Raw genomic sequence first — 18,058 nt, 5'->3', positions numbered from 1 at the left:
CGGGTAAAATGGCGGTAGGGATTTTTGATAGCGGATTGGGCGGATTGACCGTGCTGGATGCCGTCGAAAAACGTCTGCCGGATGTGCCCTTTGTCTATCTGGCGGACAGCGCGCATGCGCCCTACGGCGTGCGCACCGCCGACGATATTTTTGATCTGACCTGTGCCGCTGCGACCCGGCTTTTTGATGCCGGGTGCGATCTGGTGATTCTGGCTTGCAACACGGCCTCGGCGGCCGCTCTGAGGCGGATGCAGGAGGCCTGGATTCCGCAAGACAAGCGCGTGCTTGGGGTATTCGTGCCGCTCATCGAAGCGATGACGGAACGGCAATGGGGCGACAATTCTCCGCCGCGCGAGGTTGCGGTGAAACATGTAGCGCTCTTTGCCACGCCTGCGACAGTTGCCAGCCGTGCTTTCCAGCGTGAACTGGCGTTTCGGGCCATTGGCGTCGATGTCGAGGCGCAGGCCTGCGGCGGTGTCGTGGACGCCATCGAAGAAGGCGACATGATACTGGCCGAAGCCTTGGTACGCAGCCATGTCGATGCATTGAAACGGAAAATGCCGGATCCCGATGCGGCGATCCTGGGGTGTACGCACTATCCGCTGATGCAGTCCCATTTCCAGGATGCACTGGGACCCGATGTGCGGGTTTTCAGTCAGGCGTCGCTGGTGGCGGACAGTCTGGCGGATTATCTGACACGCCATCCCGACATGCTGGGCACTGGCAAAAGTGACTTCCTGACGACCGGCGATGCCCGCCGGGTCAGTGACCGGGCCACACAGTTTTTGCGACGACGGATCACATTTCAATCTGCCTGAGCTTTCAAAACTCCTTCGACACGGATGATATCCATGACATATTCCATCGCGATCCTCGGTGCCTCTGGCTATACCGGGGCAGAACTGATCCGGCTGATCGCCGATCACCCTGAAATGAAAATCACGGCCCTTGGCGCTAATTCCAAAGCGGGATTGACCATGGCGCAGGTCTTTCCCCATCTGCGCCATCTGGATTTGCCAGCGCTTGTGAAAATCAAAGAGATCGATTTTACCGATATCGACCTGTGCTTTTGCGCGCTGCCGCATAAGACCAGCCAGCAGGTCATCCCGGCACTGCCCGCAAGTTTGAAGATCGTCGACCTCAGCGCGGATTTCCGGCTGCGTGATCCGGCTGACTACGAAAAGTGGTACGGCAACGCGCACAGCGCAGTCGCCCAGCAGCACGAAGCCGTTTACGGATTGACCGAATTCTATCGCGAAGAGATCAGATCAGCCCGGCTCGTGGCGGGAACCGGGTGCAATGCAGCTACCGGGCATTTCATTCTCAGGCCGCTGATTTCTGCGCAGGTGATTGATCTCGATGAGATCATTCTGGATATGAAATGCGCCGTCTCCGGGGCCGGGCGCAGTTTGAAGGAGAATTTGCTGCATGCCGAATTGTCGGAAGGCTATCATGCCTATGCGGTGGGGGGTACGCACCGTCATTTGGGTGAATTTGATCAGGAATTCAGCGCGCTTGCCGGTCGTCCCGTTCAGGTGCAGTTCACACCGCATCTTGTTCCTGCGAACCGCGGCATTCTCGCGACCACCTATGTGAAGGGCGACGCGGAAGCGATCCACAAGACGCTTCGTGACGCTTATGACGACGAGCCGTTCGTGGTCGTTCTGCCTTTTGGGGAGACGCCCAGTACCCGGCATGTGAGGGGTTCAAACTACTGCCACATCGGCGTGTCAGCGGATCGCATTCCGGGCCGGGCAATCGTGGTTGGTGCCTTGGACAACCTCACGAAAGGGTCAAGCGGTCAGGCGTTGCAAAACGCCAACCTGATGTTAGGTATTGAGGAAACACAGGGCCTGAAAATGGCACCACTTTTTCCTTGAGGACCGATGAAAAGCCTGAAGAAACAACGCCGAATTCAAGTCATCGCCGTCGCGGCGGTGGCTTTGGCGCTCTCAACCGGTTTGATCGGCTACGCGATGCGCGACGGCATCAACTTCTTCCGCGCGCCCAGTCAGGTTCTGGCGGAACCTCCCGCGCCGTCGGAAGTTTTTCGCATCGGCGGGCTGGTCGAAGAAGGCTCATTGGTTCGTGGTCAGGGCAAGACCATACAGTTCAGTGTAACGGATGGCGGCGCAACTGTGCCGGTCAGTTTCACCGGTGTACTGCCTGATCTCTTTGAGGAAAATCAGGGGATGGTTGGCACCGGTCGTTACATTAATGGCGTGTTCGAAGCCTCTGAAATACTTGCAAAACATGACGAAACCTACATGCCCAAGGAAGTTGTTGACGCATTGAAAGAACAAGGCGTCTACCAAGACCCCGAAGGCTAGTTGCGTACGCAGCTCTTAGACGTAATTAACCAATCTTTGCACATTTTACCCTCCGCAATGGCGAATAAAGGGGGCGTAGATGCAAACGGTCAGAGAGATCGCAACGCAAATCGTGGCGCGTGAAGGCGGCTATGTAAATGATCCGGATGATCCCGGCGGGGCCACAAACTTTGGTGTGACCATTCATACGATGCGCACATTGGGACTTGATCTGGATCGCGACGGGGCGATCACAATTGCCGATGTGCGCGCCCTGACGAAAGAGCAGGCCGTCGAAATCTTCGAAAAACACTATTTCGAAAAGCCGCTGATTGCGCTTTTGCCGCCTGTTTTGCACGCCAGTGTTTTCGACATGTACGTCAACGCAGGCGCTAATGCCGTCAAGATTCTGCAACGCCTGTTGAGAGATATGGGCCATGACATCGAAGTGGACGGTGCGCTTGGCCCGCAAAGCATCGCTGCTGCTCAGGCGGCGTTCCTGAACGCGCCAAATCATCTTGCCGATGCCTACGGCATTGCGCGCCGCAACTACTATTTCCGCATCGCGGACCGACGCGCCGCTAGCCGGAAATACGCGCGCACCCGCGCGGGTCACAAGGGTGGCTGGATCAAACGCGCGGAAGTTTTCATTTCGGAAAAGTACCACCTCACCGAGCAACAGTTTAAACAAAGGGTCGCGGCATGGGTTTGATCACGGGCATACTGAACGTCATTTTTGGCAATGGCCGCAACGCGATAAGCGACACGGTCGAAGTTTTCAGGGAAAACACTGAAGAGGGCGCTGCGCGGTCACAGGAACTTCGGCTGGAAGCGATGAAACAATTCGCCCGCGAATTCGAAGCCTCCAATCAAAGTATCTTTGACCGGATCATGGACGGTATCAATCGGGTTCCCCGGCCTGCCCTGGCCTTGGGAACGCTGGCGTTGTTCGTCTCCGCAATGGTGGACCCGATCTGGTTTTCAAAGCGCATGCAGGGCATTGCGCTGGTACCGGAGCCGTTGTGGTGGTTGCTGGGGGTGATCGTTTCTTTCTACTTCGGTGCGAGACATCAGATCAAAAGCCAGCAATTCCAACGATCTATTGCGCAGACAATGGCCCACGCGCCGAAGGTGATCGAGAATATCTCTGCGCTCAACGGCCTCAGATCAACATCGCCCGGTGTCGCGGACAGCGGCTCGGACGCCCGCTTGTCAGCCCTGTCGATCATGCCGGACGGAAATGCCGCCCTCGAGGAGTGGCATAGTCACAAGCGACCTGCGACAAAGTGATCGACTGACCGGGGCGATTGTCGTTGGATGCGCTGATTGCGCGTCCTATACTGCGCCTCATGATCACAGAGTTTGGACATTTCGCCCTGATCCTGGCCTTTATCGTGGCCATCGTTCAGATGATCGTACCCTTGGTGGGCGCGCAGAAACGCTGGCCCGCGTGGATGGCAATCGCTGAACCGGCGGCATCCGCACAGTTCTTGCTGACGGCTTTTGCGTTTGGGGCATTGATGTACGCGTTCATCACGTCCGACTTCAGCCTCAGGTTGGTGACGCTGAACAGCCATTCGGCCAAGCCGATGCTGTACAAGATCAGCGGAACATGGGGCAATCATGAAGGGTCCATGCTGCTTTGGGTACTCATCGTGACGCTTTTCGGTGCAATGGCGGCCTGGTTCGGCGGGAACCTGCCGCCCACTTTGCGCGCCCGTGTTCTGGCAGTTCAGTCAGCCATCGCGGTCGCCTTTTTTGCTTTCATCCTCTTTACCTCCAATCCGTTTTTACGCCTTGCGGTGCCGCCGTTTGATGGCCAAGACCTCAATCCCCTGCTTCAAGATCCGGGATTGGCGTTTCACCCACCGTTTCTCTATCTTGGCTACGTCGGGCTCAGCATGACGTTCAGCTTCGCCGTTGGTGCCTTGATCGAAGGCCGTGTGGATGCCGCATGGGGCCGCTGGGTGCGGCCATGGACACTTGCGGCCTGGGTTTTTCTGACCATCGGCATCGCCCTTGGGTCCTGGTGGGCCTATTACGAATTGGGCTGGGGCGGCTTCTGGTTCTGGGACCCGGTAGAGAACGCCTCTTTCATGCCGTGGTTGCTGGCAGCGGCACTCTTGCATTCCGCGATTGTTGTGGAGAAGCGCGAGGCCCTGAAAAGCTGGACGATCCTGCTGGCCATCCTTGCTTTTGGGTTCTCGCTCATCGGCACGTTCATCGTCCGCTCGGGGCTTCTGACCTCGGTGCATGCCTTTGCAAACGATCCTGAACGCGGCGTCTTCATCCTGATGATCATGGCGTTTTTCATGGGCGGTGCGCTTGTGCTTTTTGCCTTCCGCGCAGGAGCGATGGAAGCCAAGGGCGTGTTCAGCGTGGTCAGCCGGGAAAGTGCGCTGGTGGCTAATAATCTGCTGCTCGCGGTATCGTGTTTTGTCGTTTTCGTCGGCACTATGTGGCCACTGGTGGCGGAGATGTTTTTCGATCGCAAGCTCAGCGTTGGCCCGCCCTTCTTCAACATGGCGTTTTCACCCTTCATGCTCGTGCTGGGCCTGATCCTGCCCATCGGTTCGGCGATGCCCTGGAAACGGGCGGGGATCATGCGCTCCCTGCGTCCGCTCAGATATGTGTTTGTGCTGGCCTTTGCCATTGCCGGCTTGGCCTATGCGATGCAGAGCGGGCGCAGCCTTCTGGGGCCAATTGGTATGTTTCTGGCCGCGTGGATTGTCGCCGGCACCATTGTTGATCTGGCCCAACGCACAGGGCGCGGTTCGGGTCGTTGGGCGCGGCTGATGCGCCTGCCGCGGGCAGATTGGGGTAAGATGGTCGCGCACTCCGGGCTTGGTATTACCATGATGGGCGTGTCGGGCCTGATGGCGTGGCAACATGAAGACATTCGCGTTGCCCAATTCGGAGAACCCTTTGACGTGGGGGGCTATACGTTGACCCTGAACGATGTGGTCAACAGCGAAGGCCCGAATTACCTTTCGACGACAGGGTTCATCACGCTGGCGCAAAACGGTCGGGTTTTGGCCGAATTGGAACCAGAAAAACGTATTTATCCCGTGGCTCAGATGCCAACAACGGAGGCGGCCATCGACTACGATCTGGCGCGCGATGTCTATGTCGTGATCGGTGATCAGCAAGCGGGCGGCGGTTGGGCCGTGCGCACCTACATCAAGCCGCTGACCAACTGGATTTGGATTGGCAGTGCCTTGATGGCTTTGGGCGGCTTTCTGAGCCTTTCCGACAGGCGGTTCCGTGTGGCCGCAGGTGCGCGCAAGACAATGGCGGTTCCGGCGGAATGAAACGGATTGCGTTCATTCTGATGCTCCTTGCCAGCCCGCTCTGGGCGCTTGATCCCAAGGAGATGCTCGAAGACGCGGCATTGGAAGCCCGTGCGCGGGCAATCGATCACGAGCTAAGGTGCGTCGTGTGCCAGTCGGAATCGGTGGCCTCTTCCAACGCCAATTGGGCTGAGGATGCGCGCCGGACCGTGCGCGAATTGATCACAGACGGATCGACAGACGCCGAGATCATGGATTTCTTCGTGGCCCGGTATGGTGAATTCGTTCTGATGTCGCCGCGGGTCAGCGGGTCAAACTGGCTTTTGTGGGCGGCAGGGCCGCTTATGCTCTTGCTGGCCGCAGGCGTTGGCGTCGGATATCTGCGCGGCCGCGCAGGAACACCCGCGCCTCAGGAAGCCGCGCTTTCCGAAGCCGAGGAGGCGCGTTTGCGCGAAATCCTCAAGGAGTGACGTCTCGTTGCTCTTTTCTGAACCGGTCAGTTTGATATGACAGGGCAAGCCCCGCAAAAAGGATTGCCCGATGGACTATCAGACACTGACCTATTCGCTCTTGGATGGCGTTGCCACGATCACCCTGAACCGTGCGGAAAAGATGAATGCGCTCAGCACGCAGATGCGGGCTGAGATTGCCTATGCGGTCACCGAAGCAGGCAAGACGGCGCGTGTCGTGGTGCTGACCGGTGCCGGTCGGGCATTCTGTTCCGGTCAGGATCTGGGGGACCGGGTGAGTGCGGCCAATCTTGATCTGGAACGGACTTTGCGGGATGAATATGCGCCCATGCTCAGGGCCATCACCGATTGCCCGGTGCCAACCATCGCCGCCGTGAACGGGGCTGCGGCGGGCGCAGGCGCAAATCTGGCTTTGGCGGCTGATGTGGTGATCGCGGCCGAATCTGCTTACTTCATGCAGGCGTTTGCGCGCATCGGCCTGATCCCCGACGCAGGGGGGACCTACGTGTTGCCCCGGACCATGGGAACCGCCAAAGCCATGGGGGCTGCCCTTTTCGCCGACAAGATCACGGCGCAACAGGCCGATGACTGGGGGATGATCTGGGAGGCCGTGCCGGATGCTGAATTCGATGCGCATTGGAAAGCCAGGGCTGCCCATCTGGCCCAAGGGCCAACCGCAGCATATGCCGCGATCAAGACGGTCATTCGGGGAAGCTGGGACAATTCGATGGAAGATCAACTGACCCTTGAGGCACGCCAGCAGGGTAATTGCGGAAAATCCCGGGATTTCCAGGAAGGCGTTCTGGCCTTTACGGAAAAACGTGCCGCCCGGTTCGAAGGACGTTAGGCGCTCGCACCTGAGCGCCAGCGCTTTTTACCAATCATTCTTTCGACAAGCAGAATATCGTCAACAGTCAGCCGTGGCCCTTCTGCACGGGCAACCACAGCCACGGCCACGCCATTGGCGTGCACGGTTTGCACGCTACCAGATACTTCTGTGATCGTGATTGTTGGCGGCAACTCGCCCTTGTCATAGACGACGGCGATCTTATCCTCCTGCGCGCGGTCACCGGGGATCAACGCGCCTTCGGGGCCGTCGCTGCAGATCAGCGGAACCGGCATCCGGCGTGCCAGCCCGGGTATCTTGTCTTCTGAATTGACCACGTGCCGAACCATCCCGTTCCTCATACTGACACTTAGGGCGAATGATGCCGCTGAACCCTGACTTCGCAGCGCTGCTATGGTGTGATCACGGTTCTGAAATCGAAACGAAGAACGGACCACCCATGGCTCCAAAGCGCCTTGGATGGCGACACTACGGTGCAATTCGACGAGGGGTCAAGAAATCACCCGCATTATGCCAATGCCAGAAACAATGACATAATTCGAACACATTTCGCCTAGGGTCTCGTGAACAGTCGGCGGGCCAATCTGCCGTAATCTCAGGAAAAACAGGGATTTATGGGTGCGATATCAGTGCGATTCGCTCGCAAGCGGATACGCGCCCTAGAGTGCCGACCCGGTGAATGCAACGGGTCGGCATAAACAGAGGTTACCGGTTTTCGATATCCACGTAGTTCCGGGCGGTACTGCCAAGATAAAGCTGGCGCGGACGGCCAATCTTGTTTTGTGGATCTGCGATCATTTCCTTCCACTGGGAAATCCACCCGACCGTCCGGCTCAGCGCAAAGATCGGCGTGAACATGGAGGTGGGGAAGCCCATCGCCTCCAGGATGATACCGGAATAGAAATCCACATTGGGGAAGAGTTTTTTCTCCGCGAAATACGGATCGGCAAGTGCTGCGGCTTCCAATTCCTTGGCAACCTGAAGGATCGGGTTGTTTTCGACACCAAGCAGGTCCAGCACTTCATCTGCCGATTGCTTCATCACCTTGGCGCGCGGGTCGAAATTCTTGTAGACCCGGTGACCAAAGCCCATCAGGCGGAAGGGGTCGTTCTTGTCCTTCGCACGGGCGATGAATTCGGGGATGCGGTCCACCGTGCCGATTTCGTTCAGCATTTCCAGACAGGCCTGATTGGCACCGCCGTGCGCCGGGCCCCAGAGGCAGGCGATACCGGCGGCGATACACGCGAACGGATTGGCACCCGAGGAAGATGCCAGTCGCACCGTCGAGGTGGAGGCGTTCTGTTCATGGTCCGCATGCAGCGTAAAGATACGGTCCATCGCGCGGCTCAGGATCGGATTGACTTCGTAATCTTCCGCCGGGACTGCGAAACACATGCGCAGGAAGTTTGATGCGTAATCCAGATCATTGCGCGGGTAAACGAAAGGCTGACCAATCGTATATTTGTAAGCCATCGCCGCAATCGTTGGCATTTTTGCGATGAGGCGAATGGAGGCCACTTCGCGCTGCCAGGGGTCCGCGATATCCGTGCTGTCGTGATAAAACGCCGACATGGCCCCAACCACACCGGTCATGACCGCCATGGGGTGGGCATCGCGGCGGAATCCGCGGAAGAAATTCATCATCTGCTCGTGCAGCATCGTGTGGTTGGTCACGCGGCACTCGAAATCCTCAAGCTCCGCCGGCGTCGGCAACTCGCCATAAAGCAGCAGGTAGCAGACTTCGAGGTAGTGGGAATTGCCCGCCAGTTGGTCAATCGGGTAGCCCCGGTGCAGCAGTTCGCCCTTGTCGCCGTCGATGTAAGTAATGGTGCTGTCGCAACTCGCCGTGGAGGTGAACCCCGGATCATAGGTGAAGACACCTGCCTGCGCGTAGAGCTTGCGGATGTCGACCACATCTGGCCCGGCAGTCGGGGCAAAGATAGGCAACTCATACTCCTTGCCATCAATGCTCAGCTTAGCGGATTTTGTGCTTTCAGCCATAAGGGGTCCTTCCTGTCTTACCTGCGGGCGCACCCGCCTTCCGGCGCTTGATGCGCGAAGCATCCGGCCAATTCATTGTGCGGAGTCATCGCTCCACACCCTGTGCTGCATCCGTCAAACGGGCGAGGGTTTCATCTTTGCCCAGAACCAGCATCATGTCGAATACTGATGGCGTTACCGCCCTTCCAGACAGCGCTGCGCGCAGGGGTCCGGCCAACTTCCCGAACTTAGTGTCTTTGCTTTGTGCAAAGCTGTTCAGCAGGTCTTCCAGATTTTCCTTGTTCCAGCTATCAGTTTGCAACTGCGGCGTCAATTCTCTCAGCAACGCGACAGACGCAGCATCCAGATTCTTTGCGGCTTTCTCATCCACGTCTATCGGGCGCGTGATTAAGGCAAAGTGAGCTTTTTCAAGGAGTTCCGGCAGGATTTTTGCCCGTTCTTTCACGCAATACATTGCCTTCATCAACAATTCTGACTGCCGTTGCGTCAAGGCTGGCACATCCGTGACATTCAGGAATTCGGCAATCTCTTGCTGCAGTGCGGCATCATCCGATTGTGCAATATGCTGGCCGGACAGGTTTTCGAGTTTCTTGAGGTCGAAGCGCGCAGCACCCTTGCCGATGCCCTTGAGATCAAACCAGTCACGCGCCTGCGCGTCGGTGAAAAACTCATCGTCCCCATGGCTCCAGCCCAGCCTTGCAAGGTAATTGCGCATGCCGGCCGCAGGATACCCCATCACCTGGTATTCCTGGGCCCCCAGAGCACCGTGACGTTTCGACAGTTTCTTGCCGTCCGGCCCGTGGATCAGGGGGATATGCGCCCAGACCGGGATGTCCCAGCCCATGGCCTCATAGATCATCATCTGGCGCGCGGCATTGTTGAGGTGATCATCCCCGCGGATCACATGGGTGACCCCCATATCATGATCATCGACAACCACGGCCAGCATGTAGACGGGTGTGCCATCCGATCGTAACAGAACCATGTCATCAAGCTGATCGTTGCGAATGGTCACATCGCCCTGAACCTGATCACGTATGATGGTTTCGCCCGATTGCGGGGCTTTGATCCGGATCACAAAGGGCGCATCGGTATGCTCAGCGGGATCAACATCGCGCCAGGGGGAGCGGTAAAGGGTGCTTTTGCCGTCTGCCCGGGCGGCCTCACGGAAGGCGGTGATCTCTTCCTGAGTGGCAAAGCACTTATATGCCTTGCCTGCGGCCAGCAATTCGCGGGCTACCGCGGCATGACGCTTGGCGTTTTCAAACTGGCTGACGATTTCGCCGTCATGATCAAGTCCAAGCCATTCCATTCCCTTCAAGATCGCGGCCGTGGCCTCTGGTGTTGAACGGGCCCGGTCGGTGTCTTCGATCCGCAGCAGAAACTTACCGCCACGACCCCGCGCATAAAGCCAGTTGAAAAGCGCCGTACGCGCGCCTCCGATGTGCAGGAAACCCGTGGGCGACGGGGCGAAACGGGTGACGACAGGGGCTGACATGGGCGGTGTTTACCTTTCAGTAACCATGGGAGGCGTAAATTTAGAAGCACTGTCTATCCAGTGCAGTGATCGGGGGCAAGGAGGTGCTGCGTGACATGGCTCAGGACCGTTTTGCTACAGCAACGCGGGTCTTTGTTTGAATGGGTGCCCATCTGCCTTGCCATTGGCATCGGCTGGTATTTTCTGCTGCGGTTCGAGCCGTCGTCCTTCTTTCTGATCTGTACGGGTCTTGCTGCCGTTTCGCTGCTGGCCAGCCATCGGTTGCTGGGCGAAGCCTTCGCCCCAATTGCCATTGCCACAGCGCTTGTTGCTACAGGTTTCGTACTGGCCGCCTACCGCGCCCATGATGTTGCCAGCCCCGTCCTTGGGTGGCGCTACTACGGTCCCGTCGAAGGGCGCGTTGTCAATATTGACCGCAGCGGGTCGGACGCTTTGCGCATCACCCTGGACCGCGTGATCATGGAAAGAACATCGCCGCACAGAACGCCGGAACGTGTGCGGATCTCGCTGCATGGTGACCAGACCCATAGCATCACGCCCACACCGGGGTTGCGGGTGATGACAACCGCACATGTTTCGCCGCCCGGCGGACCGGTCGAGCCCGGTGGGTTCGATTTCCAAAGGCACGCGTGGTTCGGTCAACTCGGCGGGGTTGGCTATTCCCGCGTGCCGCTCCTTGCCATAGAGCCCGCTGAAAAAGGAGATCCGGGCTTGTTGGTTTTCCGTGTGCGCATGGCCGTCGCTGCCCGCATGCTGGAGGTGCTGCCTGGTGACGTGGGTGGGTTCGCGGTTGCCGTGACAACCGGTGCCCGCAGCGCGATCAGCCAGGAGGCGCTGGGGGATTTGCGGGCCAGTAACCTCGCTCATTTGCTGGCCATTTCAGGGCTACACATGGGATTGCTGACGGGGTTTGTCTTCGCACTCTTGCGGCTGATCATTGCGTTGATCCCGCCCTTCGCGCTCAGGGTCCCGGCGCGTAAGCTTGCCGCAGGGGGCGCCCTGATCGTTGCGTCAGGTTATCTGGCGCTTTCCGGTGGCAATGTCGCAACAGAACGCGCGTTCATCATGGTGGCAGTGGCGCTGACGGCGCTGATGCTGGACAGACGCGCCATCAGTCTGCGGGCTGTGGCCATTGCCGCGACGATTGTGCTGTTCCTGAGACCGGAAGCCTTGTTGGGACCGGGATTTCAGATGTCCTTTGCCGCCACAACCGCATTGGTCGCGGTCTTTGGCTATATGCGGGATCACCGCATTTCCATGGGACCAAACTGGGCAAAGCCGGTGGTGGCGGTGCTGATCTCTTCGGGTGTCGCGGGGCTCGCGACCGCGCCGATCGGGGCTGCGCATTTCAACGCCATTTCGCATTACGGTCTGCTGGCAAATCTCACATCGGTGCCGATGATGGGTATGGTGGTGATCCCGGCCGCGGTTCTGGCGCTCTGCCTGGCACCATTTGGCCTGGACTGGCTTGGTCTGTGGATCATGGGTTTGGGTCTGCGCTGGATTTTGGAAGTTGGCGGCTTTGTGGCCAACCTTGATGGCGCACGGTCCTTCGTCGCAGGCCCCGGCGTCGCGGTGTTGCCAATGATGTCTCTTGGGTTCCTTTGGTTGTGCTTATGGCAGGGCCGTACGCGTCTGACGGGTATCGCGCCGGTTCTGGTGGCATTCTGGATGTGGCACGTGGCAGACCGACCGGTTGGTTTGATTGCCGAGAACGGCGCATTGGTGGGCGTGATGACCGATCAGGGGCGGGCGCTGAGCAAGAGCAAGGGCGCAGGGTTTGTCGCGCAAAACTGGCTGGAGAACGATGGGGAGGCGACCGACCAGATCACCGCAGCCTCGCGGTGGCCAACCGGGGGCGCGGCCCTGCCGGGGGGCGTGGAGGTCACACATCTTTCCGGAAAGAAAGCCGTGGCCGCCTTTGACGGCTGTGGTGAAGGGCAGATCATTGTGGCCAATCAGGATCTGCCGACCGTGAAGGCAGATTGCCTGATACTCGATCCGCAGCGCCTGCGGGATACCGGCGCTGTCGCGATATTTATGGGGGATAGCGGCGTCGAGCTCACTTCCGTGCGGGATGTGACAGGTGACCGCTTGTGGACCCCGTGGGCAAAACGTTGAACGGGTGGGTCAGTAAGTGCGGATAAGCCCGACCAGTTTTCCCTGCACCTTCACCTTGTCATCAGAGAAAAACCGCGTCTCGTAGGCGGGGTTCGCGGCTTCCAGAGCGATCTGACTGCCTTTGCGCCTGTAGCGTTTCAGCGTCGCCTCATGATCCTCCACAAGGGCCACCACGATATCGCCGTTATCTGCGATTTTGGTTTCCTTGATCACCACGACATCGCCGTCATTGATGCCCGCATCAACCATCGAGTCACCCTTGACCTCAAGCGCATAGTGTTCGCCCGACCCTGAAAGCATCTGCCCCGGAACAGCGACGGAATGAGATCGCTGATTGATCGCCTCAATGGGCACGCCCGCTGCAATCCGGCCCATCAGCGGTACTTCGCTGGCGTCAATCGGGCTTACGGGCTGGGCATTCGCGGGCATCGGCACATCGGGCTTGTCGCCTTCTATCACACGCGGCGAGAACCCAGAGGAAGGTGCCCCACCAAGGCTTTCGGGCAATTTCACGATTTCGATGGCACGCGCGCGATGCGCTAGCCTGCGGATGAAACCACGTTCTTCCAACGCGGTGATCAACCTGTGAATCCCTGATTTTGACCGTAAATCAAGGGCTTCCTTCATTTCGTCAAAACTTGGGGGCACGCCGTCACGGCCAACGCGCTTGTGGATGAATTCGAGCAAATCCAACTGCTTCTTGGTGAGCATCTTTTGGTCCTCCGACGCCTGTTTTCGCCTTTGTTCTATTGATGTTCCCGTTTTGTGTCAACGGTTTCAAAGAGGCAGGTAAGAAACCACCTCACCAATGTTGCGTTCAGGATCATGTGGCGGTCGCACCAGCAGAGCGTCGGCCTGTGCCAGTACACCGAGCAAGGAACTGTCCTGCCGGTCGAAGGCGCGCAGCCCGTTCGTGGTCATCTCGGCGCGCATATAATGTTCGCGCGGCCCGTTCTTTGACAGCGGGGCGGCCAAGGGGGTCGTGCGCTGGCTGACAGGACGGGCCCCCAGACCAAGCATGGCCGAAACCACCGGCACGACAAAAATGGTGCCGCAAACAAGGGCCGAGACCGGATTGCCGGGTAAGCCGATCATCGGAACGCCGCGCAGCCGTCCTGCCATCAGGGGCTTGCCCGGGCGCATTGCCACTTTGTAAAACGACTGCTCCATGCCCAGTTCTGCCGCCACGGGGGCCACCAGATCGTGATCTCCGACCGAGGCGCCGCCAATGGTGACGATCAGATCGGATGCCGCGGCCAGCTCAAAGACCGCCTTGAGCGCTTCGGGCGTGTCCTTCGCAATGGGCATCATCCGGGGGAGAGCCCCCGCCGCTTCCAATTGTGCGGCAAGTCCAAAACTGTTGGAGGCAATGATCTGATCCGGGGAGGGGGTTTCGCCGGGCATGACCAATTCGTCACCGGTGGCCATGATGGCGACCCTTGGACGTCTGGCAACAGGGACCTCCGGGCAGTTCATTGCGGCCAGCAAAGCCACATCCGAAGGACCCAGCCGTTTGGGCGATGAGATCACATCCCCAAGTTTGAAATCACCGCCTGCGGGACGCACGTTGTCCTTGCTCTCCACATCCCGGTTCAGGGTAATTAGATCACCGCGACGCGTGACATCTTCCTGAATCACCACGAAATCCGTGTCGGACGGCATGGGCGCTCCGGTGAAAATACGCACGCACTGACCGGGGCCCACCGATCCGGAAAACCCGTGACCAGCGGCGGCCTCTCCGACAACCTTGAACATCGCGTCCGGTTCGACTTCGGTGCGGCGGAGCGCATAGCCGTCCATGGAGGAGGCGTCAAAAGGTGGTTGTGTCCGGGTTGCTGCCACGTCCTGTGCCAGCACGCGACCGGCGGCGTTCCGCAGCGGGACGGTTTCGGTCTCCATAGGCTGCACGAGGGCAAACAAATGCTCCAGCGCCTCGGCGACGGAAATCATGTGGCGACAAAACGGCCCGATTTGCCGCCATCTTTCAACACCACCCGCAAATCCTGAATTTGCATGGCCTTGTCCACCGCTTTCGACATGTCATAAACCGTCAGCGCGGTGACGGAAGCCGCCGTCAGTGCTTCCATTTCAACGCCGGTCTGACCCGTCGTCTTCACCGTTGCCTCGATCTGAAATCCGGGCAAGGCGGCGTCGGCTTCGAATTCGACGGCCACCTTGGTGATCGGCAGGGGATGACAGAGCGGAATAAGATCAGACGTGCGCTTCGCCGCCATGATGCCAGCTAGCCGGGCGACACCCAGAACATCGCCTTTCTTGGCGCGACCTTCTGAAATGATATCAAAGGTTTCTGGCATCATCTTAATGCAGCAACGAGCGGTCGCGATCCGATCTGTGACCGGTTTGTCACCCACATCGACCATATGGGCATCACCCTTGGCGTCAAAATGCGTGAGCTTGTCGGTCACCTCACATGCCTCCGGCGGTCATCGGGTCTGACAACAAACGGCGCGTGGCGGATTGCACATCCTCCTGACGCATCAGGCTCTCGCCGATCAGGAAAATGCGGGCACCGTAGCGCGCCATATCCGCCAGATCTTCCGGCGTGCTGAGACCGGATTCAGACACGATAAGCTTATCTTCCGGAACATCACGCGACAGGGTCCGGGTCGTGTCCAATGTGGTTTCAAATGTCTTCAGGTTGCGGTTGTTGATGCCCATCAGGCGGCTTTCAAGGCGGCTGGCGCGCTCCAGTTCTGCCGCGTCATGGACCTCCAGCAGCGCATCCATCCCCCATTGGCTTGCAGCGTCCTCCAACTCGCGGGCCTGGGCGTCACTGACAGACGCCATAATGATCAGGATGCAGTCGGCACCAAGCGCGCGTGCTTCGGCCACCTGGTAGGGGTCATACATGAAATCCTTGCGCAAAACCGGCAAATCACAGGCAGCGCGAGCCTCAACCAGAAATTGCTTTGCGCCCTGAAAGCTCGGCGTGTCCGTCAGAACGGATAGGCAGGTGGCACCGCCTGCTTCATAGGCCTGCGCCAGCGTTGCGGGATCAAAATCATCACGGATCAAGCCTTTGGAGGGGCTGGCTTTCTTGATTTCGGCGATCAGCCCATACCCATCGAGTGTCGCATGATGCAGCGCGTCGGCAAAGGGGCGCACAGGCGGGGCTTCATGCGCATCCGCTTCGATATCAGCGAGGGGTCTGGCTGCTTTATCTGCGGCGACTTCCTCCAGCTTATAGGATTTGATCTTGTCCAATATGGTTTCGGTCATGGGGCCTCCGGCGCGTTGGTCCAGTTTATGGCGCGCTCTCCGCGGGCCTGCAACCATGCATTGACCCGACTGAAGGGGCGGGAGCCAAAAAACCCGCGCCGCGCGGAGAGCGGAGACGGGTGGGCCGTTTTGATCGTCAGGTTAAAATCGGGATCAACATCTGCGGCAACCTTATGGGCATTCGCTCCCCAGAGCAGGTAGGCGCGCGGGGTCTGCCCGAGGTGGTCCAGAACTTCTGCGGTAAGCCGTTGCCAGCCAAGCTTGTCATGCCCTTTGGCCTCGCCCGCTGGAACGGTCAGGACCGTGTTGAGTAACAAGACCCCCTGTTCGGCCCAAAAACCAAGGTCAGCGTGGGGCGGGCAGGCGCCAATGTCCTGCTCCATCTCCTTGAAAATATTTGATAAAGAGCGGGGCAGGGGCTTTACGTGTTCTGCTGCGGAAAAAGCCAGACCATGAGCATGTCCGGGGGTCGGATAGGGATCCTGGCCCAATATGACAACGCGCACCGATTGCGGCTGCACCATTTCCAGTGCGCGGAAGATGAGCGGCGCGGGCGGCAGGATATCCCGTTTTTCAACCCGCAGTCGCGACCTGATCAGCGGCCAGCTATTTGAAAAGAACGGTAGTTCTTTCCAACGCCCGAGGCGATTGAGTTGATCGTCCGTCACGCGGTCTGGGTGATACGGGCGACGGCATTGATCTTGTCGCGCGCCGCACCGCTGTCGATGGCGGCGGCGGCTTTTTCCACACCGTCTTTAAGCGTGCTTGCGGCATCTGCAACCACAAGGGCTGCGGCAGAATTCAGCAGCACGGCATCTCGATAAGCGGAAGGTTCCCCATCCAGCAATGCTTTGAAATCGCGCGCATTCTCTTCGGGCGTCCCGCCGATAATCGCCTCGAAAGGATGGGTTGGCAGACCAGCCTCTTCGGGATGAATTTCGTGATCGGTGACACTGCCATCCAGGTTCAAGGCGCTGACCCATGATACGCCCGTTATGGTCAACTCGTCGGTGCCGTCCGATCCGTGTACCAGCCAAGCCTTGTCCGAACCCAGCTCTCTCAATGTCTCAGCCATAGGGCGGATCAGCTCACGTGAAAAAGCGCCGGTCAACTGACGTTTCACAGCCGCCGGGTTTGTCAGGGGGCCGAGGATGTTGAAAATCGTGCGGGTCCCAAGTTCGGCACGCGTGGGCATCACATGGGCGATGGCAGGATGGTGCATCGGGGCCATCATGAACCCGATTCCGGCCTCGTTAAGCGCTTTTTCAACGACCTCCGGCCCGACCATGACATTCAACCCCATCTGGGTCAGCGCATCCGCCGCCCCGGATTTGGAGCTGAGATTGCGGTTGCCATGTTTGGCCACAACCACGCCTGCACCGGCGACAACAAAGGCTGTGGCCGTGGAAATGTTCAACGTGCCCTTGCCGTCGCCGCCAGTGCCGACGATATCCATCGCCCCCTCTGGCGCGCGCACGGCATGGCATTTGCGGCGCATGACCGCGGCGGCTGCGGCATATTCATCCACCGTTTCCCCGCGTGTGCGCAAAGCCATCAGGAAGCCCCCAATCTGGCTTGGCGTGGCTTCGCCGTCAAAAAGAATGCCGAAAGCGGCTTGAGCCTGTTCTTTCGTAAGCGGGCCGCTGGCTGCGGCGCCGATCAAGGGCTTCAACGCGTCACTCATGCGGGGACCTTCATCTCGTTCAGGAAATTTTTCAAAAGCGCATGACCATGTTCGGAACGGATCGATTCAGGGTGAAACTGCACGCCGTGGATCGGCAAGTCGCGATGCTGCACGCCCATGATGGTGCCGTCTTCCAGCTCTGCGGTAATCTCCAGACTTTCCGGCAGGCTCGCGCGTTCGACAATCAGGGAGTGATAGCGTGTGGCGGCAAAAGGCGACGGCAAACCTGCAAAGAGACCTTTTCCGCCATGGCGGATGTGTCCCATTTTTCCGTGTACGATGTCCTTGGCCTGAACCACCTTACCACCGAATGCCTGCCCGATCGTCTGGTGGCCAAGGCAAACGCCCATCAGCGGTGTGCGGGTTTCCGCTGCCGCCTGCGTGATGGCAAGGCAAATTCCCGCCTGATCTGGATCACACGGGCCGGGGGACAGCAGAATGCCCGAAGGGTTCAGCGCCATCGCCTGTTGAACGTCCAGCGCATCATTGCGGTGGACCACAACATCCGCCCCAAGACTGCCCAGATAGTGCAAAAGGTTGTAGGTGAAACTGTCGTAATTGTCGATCAGCAGCAGCATGTCCAAATCTTCGAATTCAG

The 18,058-nt window shown here is 58.8% G+C and carries 19 protein-coding genes; 9 read left to right on the top strand and 10 right to left on the bottom strand.

Annotated features, from left to right (window positions below; all coding sequences use genetic code 11):
- The first annotated feature begins 8 nt into the window (after window positions 1-8).
- From Q0802_RS01765 to Q0802_RS01730, 8 genes are all read left to right on the top strand, one after another.
- Window positions 9-818: an aspartate/glutamate racemase family protein gene (locus Q0802_RS01765; protein ID WP_298912645.1), complete on the top strand. Its 810-nt coding sequence runs from the start codon at window positions 9-11 to the stop codon at window positions 816-818.
- A 33-nt stretch (window positions 819-851) separates the two neighbouring features.
- The gene (gene argC / locus Q0802_RS01760; protein WP_298912642.1) at window positions 852-1,880 is read left to right on the top strand and encodes an N-acetyl-gamma-glutamyl-phosphate reductase; all 1,029 of its coding nucleotides are present in this window, start codon (window positions 852-854) and stop codon (window positions 1,878-1,880) included.
- A gap of 6 nt (window positions 1,881-1,886) precedes the next feature.
- Window positions 1,887-2,330 carry a cytochrome c maturation protein CcmE gene (ccmE, locus tag Q0802_RS01755; protein ID WP_298912640.1) on the top strand — a complete coding sequence of 148 codons (444 nt, stop codon included), beginning with the start codon at window positions 1,887-1,889 and terminating at the stop codon, window positions 2,328-2,330.
- A 79-nt stretch (window positions 2,331-2,409) separates the two neighbouring features.
- Window positions 2,410-3,021 (top strand): holin-associated N-acetylmuramidase, encoded by a 612-nt coding sequence (locus Q0802_RS01750; RefSeq protein ID WP_298912637.1) that lies wholly within the window; start codon window positions 2,410-2,412, stop codon window positions 3,019-3,021.
- Window positions 3,012-3,599, top strand: a complete 588-nt coding sequence (locus Q0802_RS01745) for a holin family protein (protein WP_298912634.1) — start codon at window positions 3,012-3,014, stop codon at window positions 3,597-3,599. The genes Q0802_RS01750 and Q0802_RS01745 overlap by 10 nt, the downstream gene beginning before the upstream one ends.
- Before the next feature lie 59 nt (window positions 3,600-3,658).
- Window positions 3,659-5,620: a heme lyase CcmF/NrfE family subunit gene (locus Q0802_RS01740; protein ID WP_298913545.1), complete on the top strand. Its 1,962-nt coding sequence runs from the start codon at window positions 3,659-3,661 to the stop codon at window positions 5,618-5,620.
- Window positions 5,617-6,069 carry a cytochrome c-type biogenesis protein gene (locus Q0802_RS01735; RefSeq protein ID WP_298912632.1) on the top strand — a complete coding sequence of 151 codons (453 nt, stop codon included), beginning with the start codon at window positions 5,617-5,619 and terminating at the stop codon, window positions 6,067-6,069. Before Q0802_RS01740 ends, Q0802_RS01735 begins: the two co-directional genes overlap by 4 nt.
- A 70-nt stretch (window positions 6,070-6,139) precedes the next feature.
- The gene (locus Q0802_RS01730) at window positions 6,140-6,916 is read left to right on the top strand and encodes an enoyl-CoA hydratase-related protein (protein ID WP_298912630.1); all 777 of its coding nucleotides are present in this window, start codon (window positions 6,140-6,142) and stop codon (window positions 6,914-6,916) included.
- Here the strand turns inward: Q0802_RS01730 and Q0802_RS01725 are convergent.
- From Q0802_RS01725 to gltX, 3 genes are all read right to left on the bottom strand, one after another.
- Window positions 6,913-7,245 carry a hypothetical protein gene (locus tag Q0802_RS01725; protein ID WP_298912628.1) on the bottom strand — a complete coding sequence of 111 codons (333 nt, stop codon included), beginning with the start codon at window positions 7,243-7,245 and terminating at the stop codon, window positions 6,913-6,915. The two genes, Q0802_RS01730 and Q0802_RS01725, sit on opposite strands and share 4 nt — an antisense overlap.
- Before the next feature lie 376 nt (window positions 7,246-7,621).
- On the bottom strand, window positions 7,622-8,917 hold the full coding sequence (gene gltA, locus Q0802_RS01720) for a citrate synthase (RefSeq protein WP_298912626.1): 1,296 nt from the start codon (window positions 8,915-8,917) through the stop codon (window positions 7,622-7,624).
- Between the two features lie 85 nt (window positions 8,918-9,002).
- A complete protein-coding gene (gene gltX / locus Q0802_RS01715; protein ID WP_298912623.1) occupies window positions 9,003-10,415 on the bottom strand; it encodes a glutamate--tRNA ligase in 1,413 nt (470 codons plus the stop codon).
- A 90-nt stretch (window positions 10,416-10,505) separates the two neighbouring features.
- Here gltX and Q0802_RS01710 point away from each other — a divergent pair, with 90 nt between their 5' ends.
- Window positions 10,506-12,536, top strand: coding sequence for a ComEC/Rec2 family competence protein (locus tag Q0802_RS01710; protein ID WP_298912622.1), 2,031 nt, complete (start codon window positions 10,506-10,508; stop codon window positions 12,534-12,536).
- 9 nt (window positions 12,537-12,545) lie between these two features.
- On the opposite strand, the gene lexA is transcribed toward Q0802_RS01710, so the two are convergent.
- From lexA to Q0802_RS01675, 7 genes are all read right to left on the bottom strand, one after another.
- On the bottom strand, window positions 12,546-13,247 hold the full coding sequence (gene lexA, locus Q0802_RS01705; RefSeq protein WP_298912621.1) for a transcriptional repressor LexA: 702 nt from the start codon (window positions 13,245-13,247) through the stop codon (window positions 12,546-12,548).
- Window positions 13,248-13,313: 66 nt separating this feature from the next.
- Window positions 13,314-14,486 (bottom strand): gephyrin-like molybdotransferase Glp, encoded by a 1,173-nt coding sequence (glp, locus tag Q0802_RS01700; RefSeq protein ID WP_298912619.1) that lies wholly within the window; start codon window positions 14,484-14,486, stop codon window positions 13,314-13,316.
- Complete coding sequence (gene moaC / locus Q0802_RS01695) at window positions 14,483-14,962, bottom strand: cyclic pyranopterin monophosphate synthase MoaC (protein ID WP_298912617.1); 480 nt, start codon at window positions 14,960-14,962, stop codon at window positions 14,483-14,485. The genes glp and moaC overlap by 4 nt, the downstream gene beginning before the upstream one ends.
- Before the next feature lies 1 nt (window position 14,963).
- The gene (trpC, locus tag Q0802_RS01690; RefSeq protein WP_298912615.1) at window positions 14,964-15,776 is read right to left on the bottom strand and encodes an indole-3-glycerol phosphate synthase TrpC; all 813 of its coding nucleotides are present in this window, start codon (window positions 15,774-15,776) and stop codon (window positions 14,964-14,966) included.
- On the bottom strand, window positions 15,773-16,444 hold the full coding sequence (locus Q0802_RS01685) for a uracil-DNA glycosylase (RefSeq protein ID WP_298912613.1): 672 nt from the start codon (window positions 16,442-16,444) through the stop codon (window positions 15,773-15,775). The genes trpC and Q0802_RS01685 overlap by 4 nt, the downstream gene beginning before the upstream one ends.
- A complete protein-coding gene (gene trpD / locus Q0802_RS01680) occupies window positions 16,441-17,460 on the bottom strand; it encodes an anthranilate phosphoribosyltransferase (RefSeq protein ID WP_298912611.1) in 1,020 nt (339 codons plus the stop codon). Before trpD ends, Q0802_RS01685 begins: the two co-directional genes overlap by 4 nt.
- Window positions 17,457-18,038, bottom strand: coding sequence for an aminodeoxychorismate/anthranilate synthase component II (locus Q0802_RS01675; protein WP_298912610.1), 582 nt, complete (start codon window positions 18,036-18,038; stop codon window positions 17,457-17,459). Before Q0802_RS01675 ends, trpD begins: the two co-directional genes overlap by 4 nt.
- Window positions 18,039-18,058 lie beyond the last annotated feature (20 nt).

Origin of the sequence: uncultured Roseobacter sp., assembly GCF_947495275.1 — a bacterium.
In the GTDB taxonomy this organism is placed as follows: domain Bacteria; phylum Pseudomonadota; class Alphaproteobacteria; order Rhodobacterales; family Rhodobacteraceae; genus Roseobacter.
This window is presented reverse-complemented; position numbering and strand designations above follow the sequence as displayed.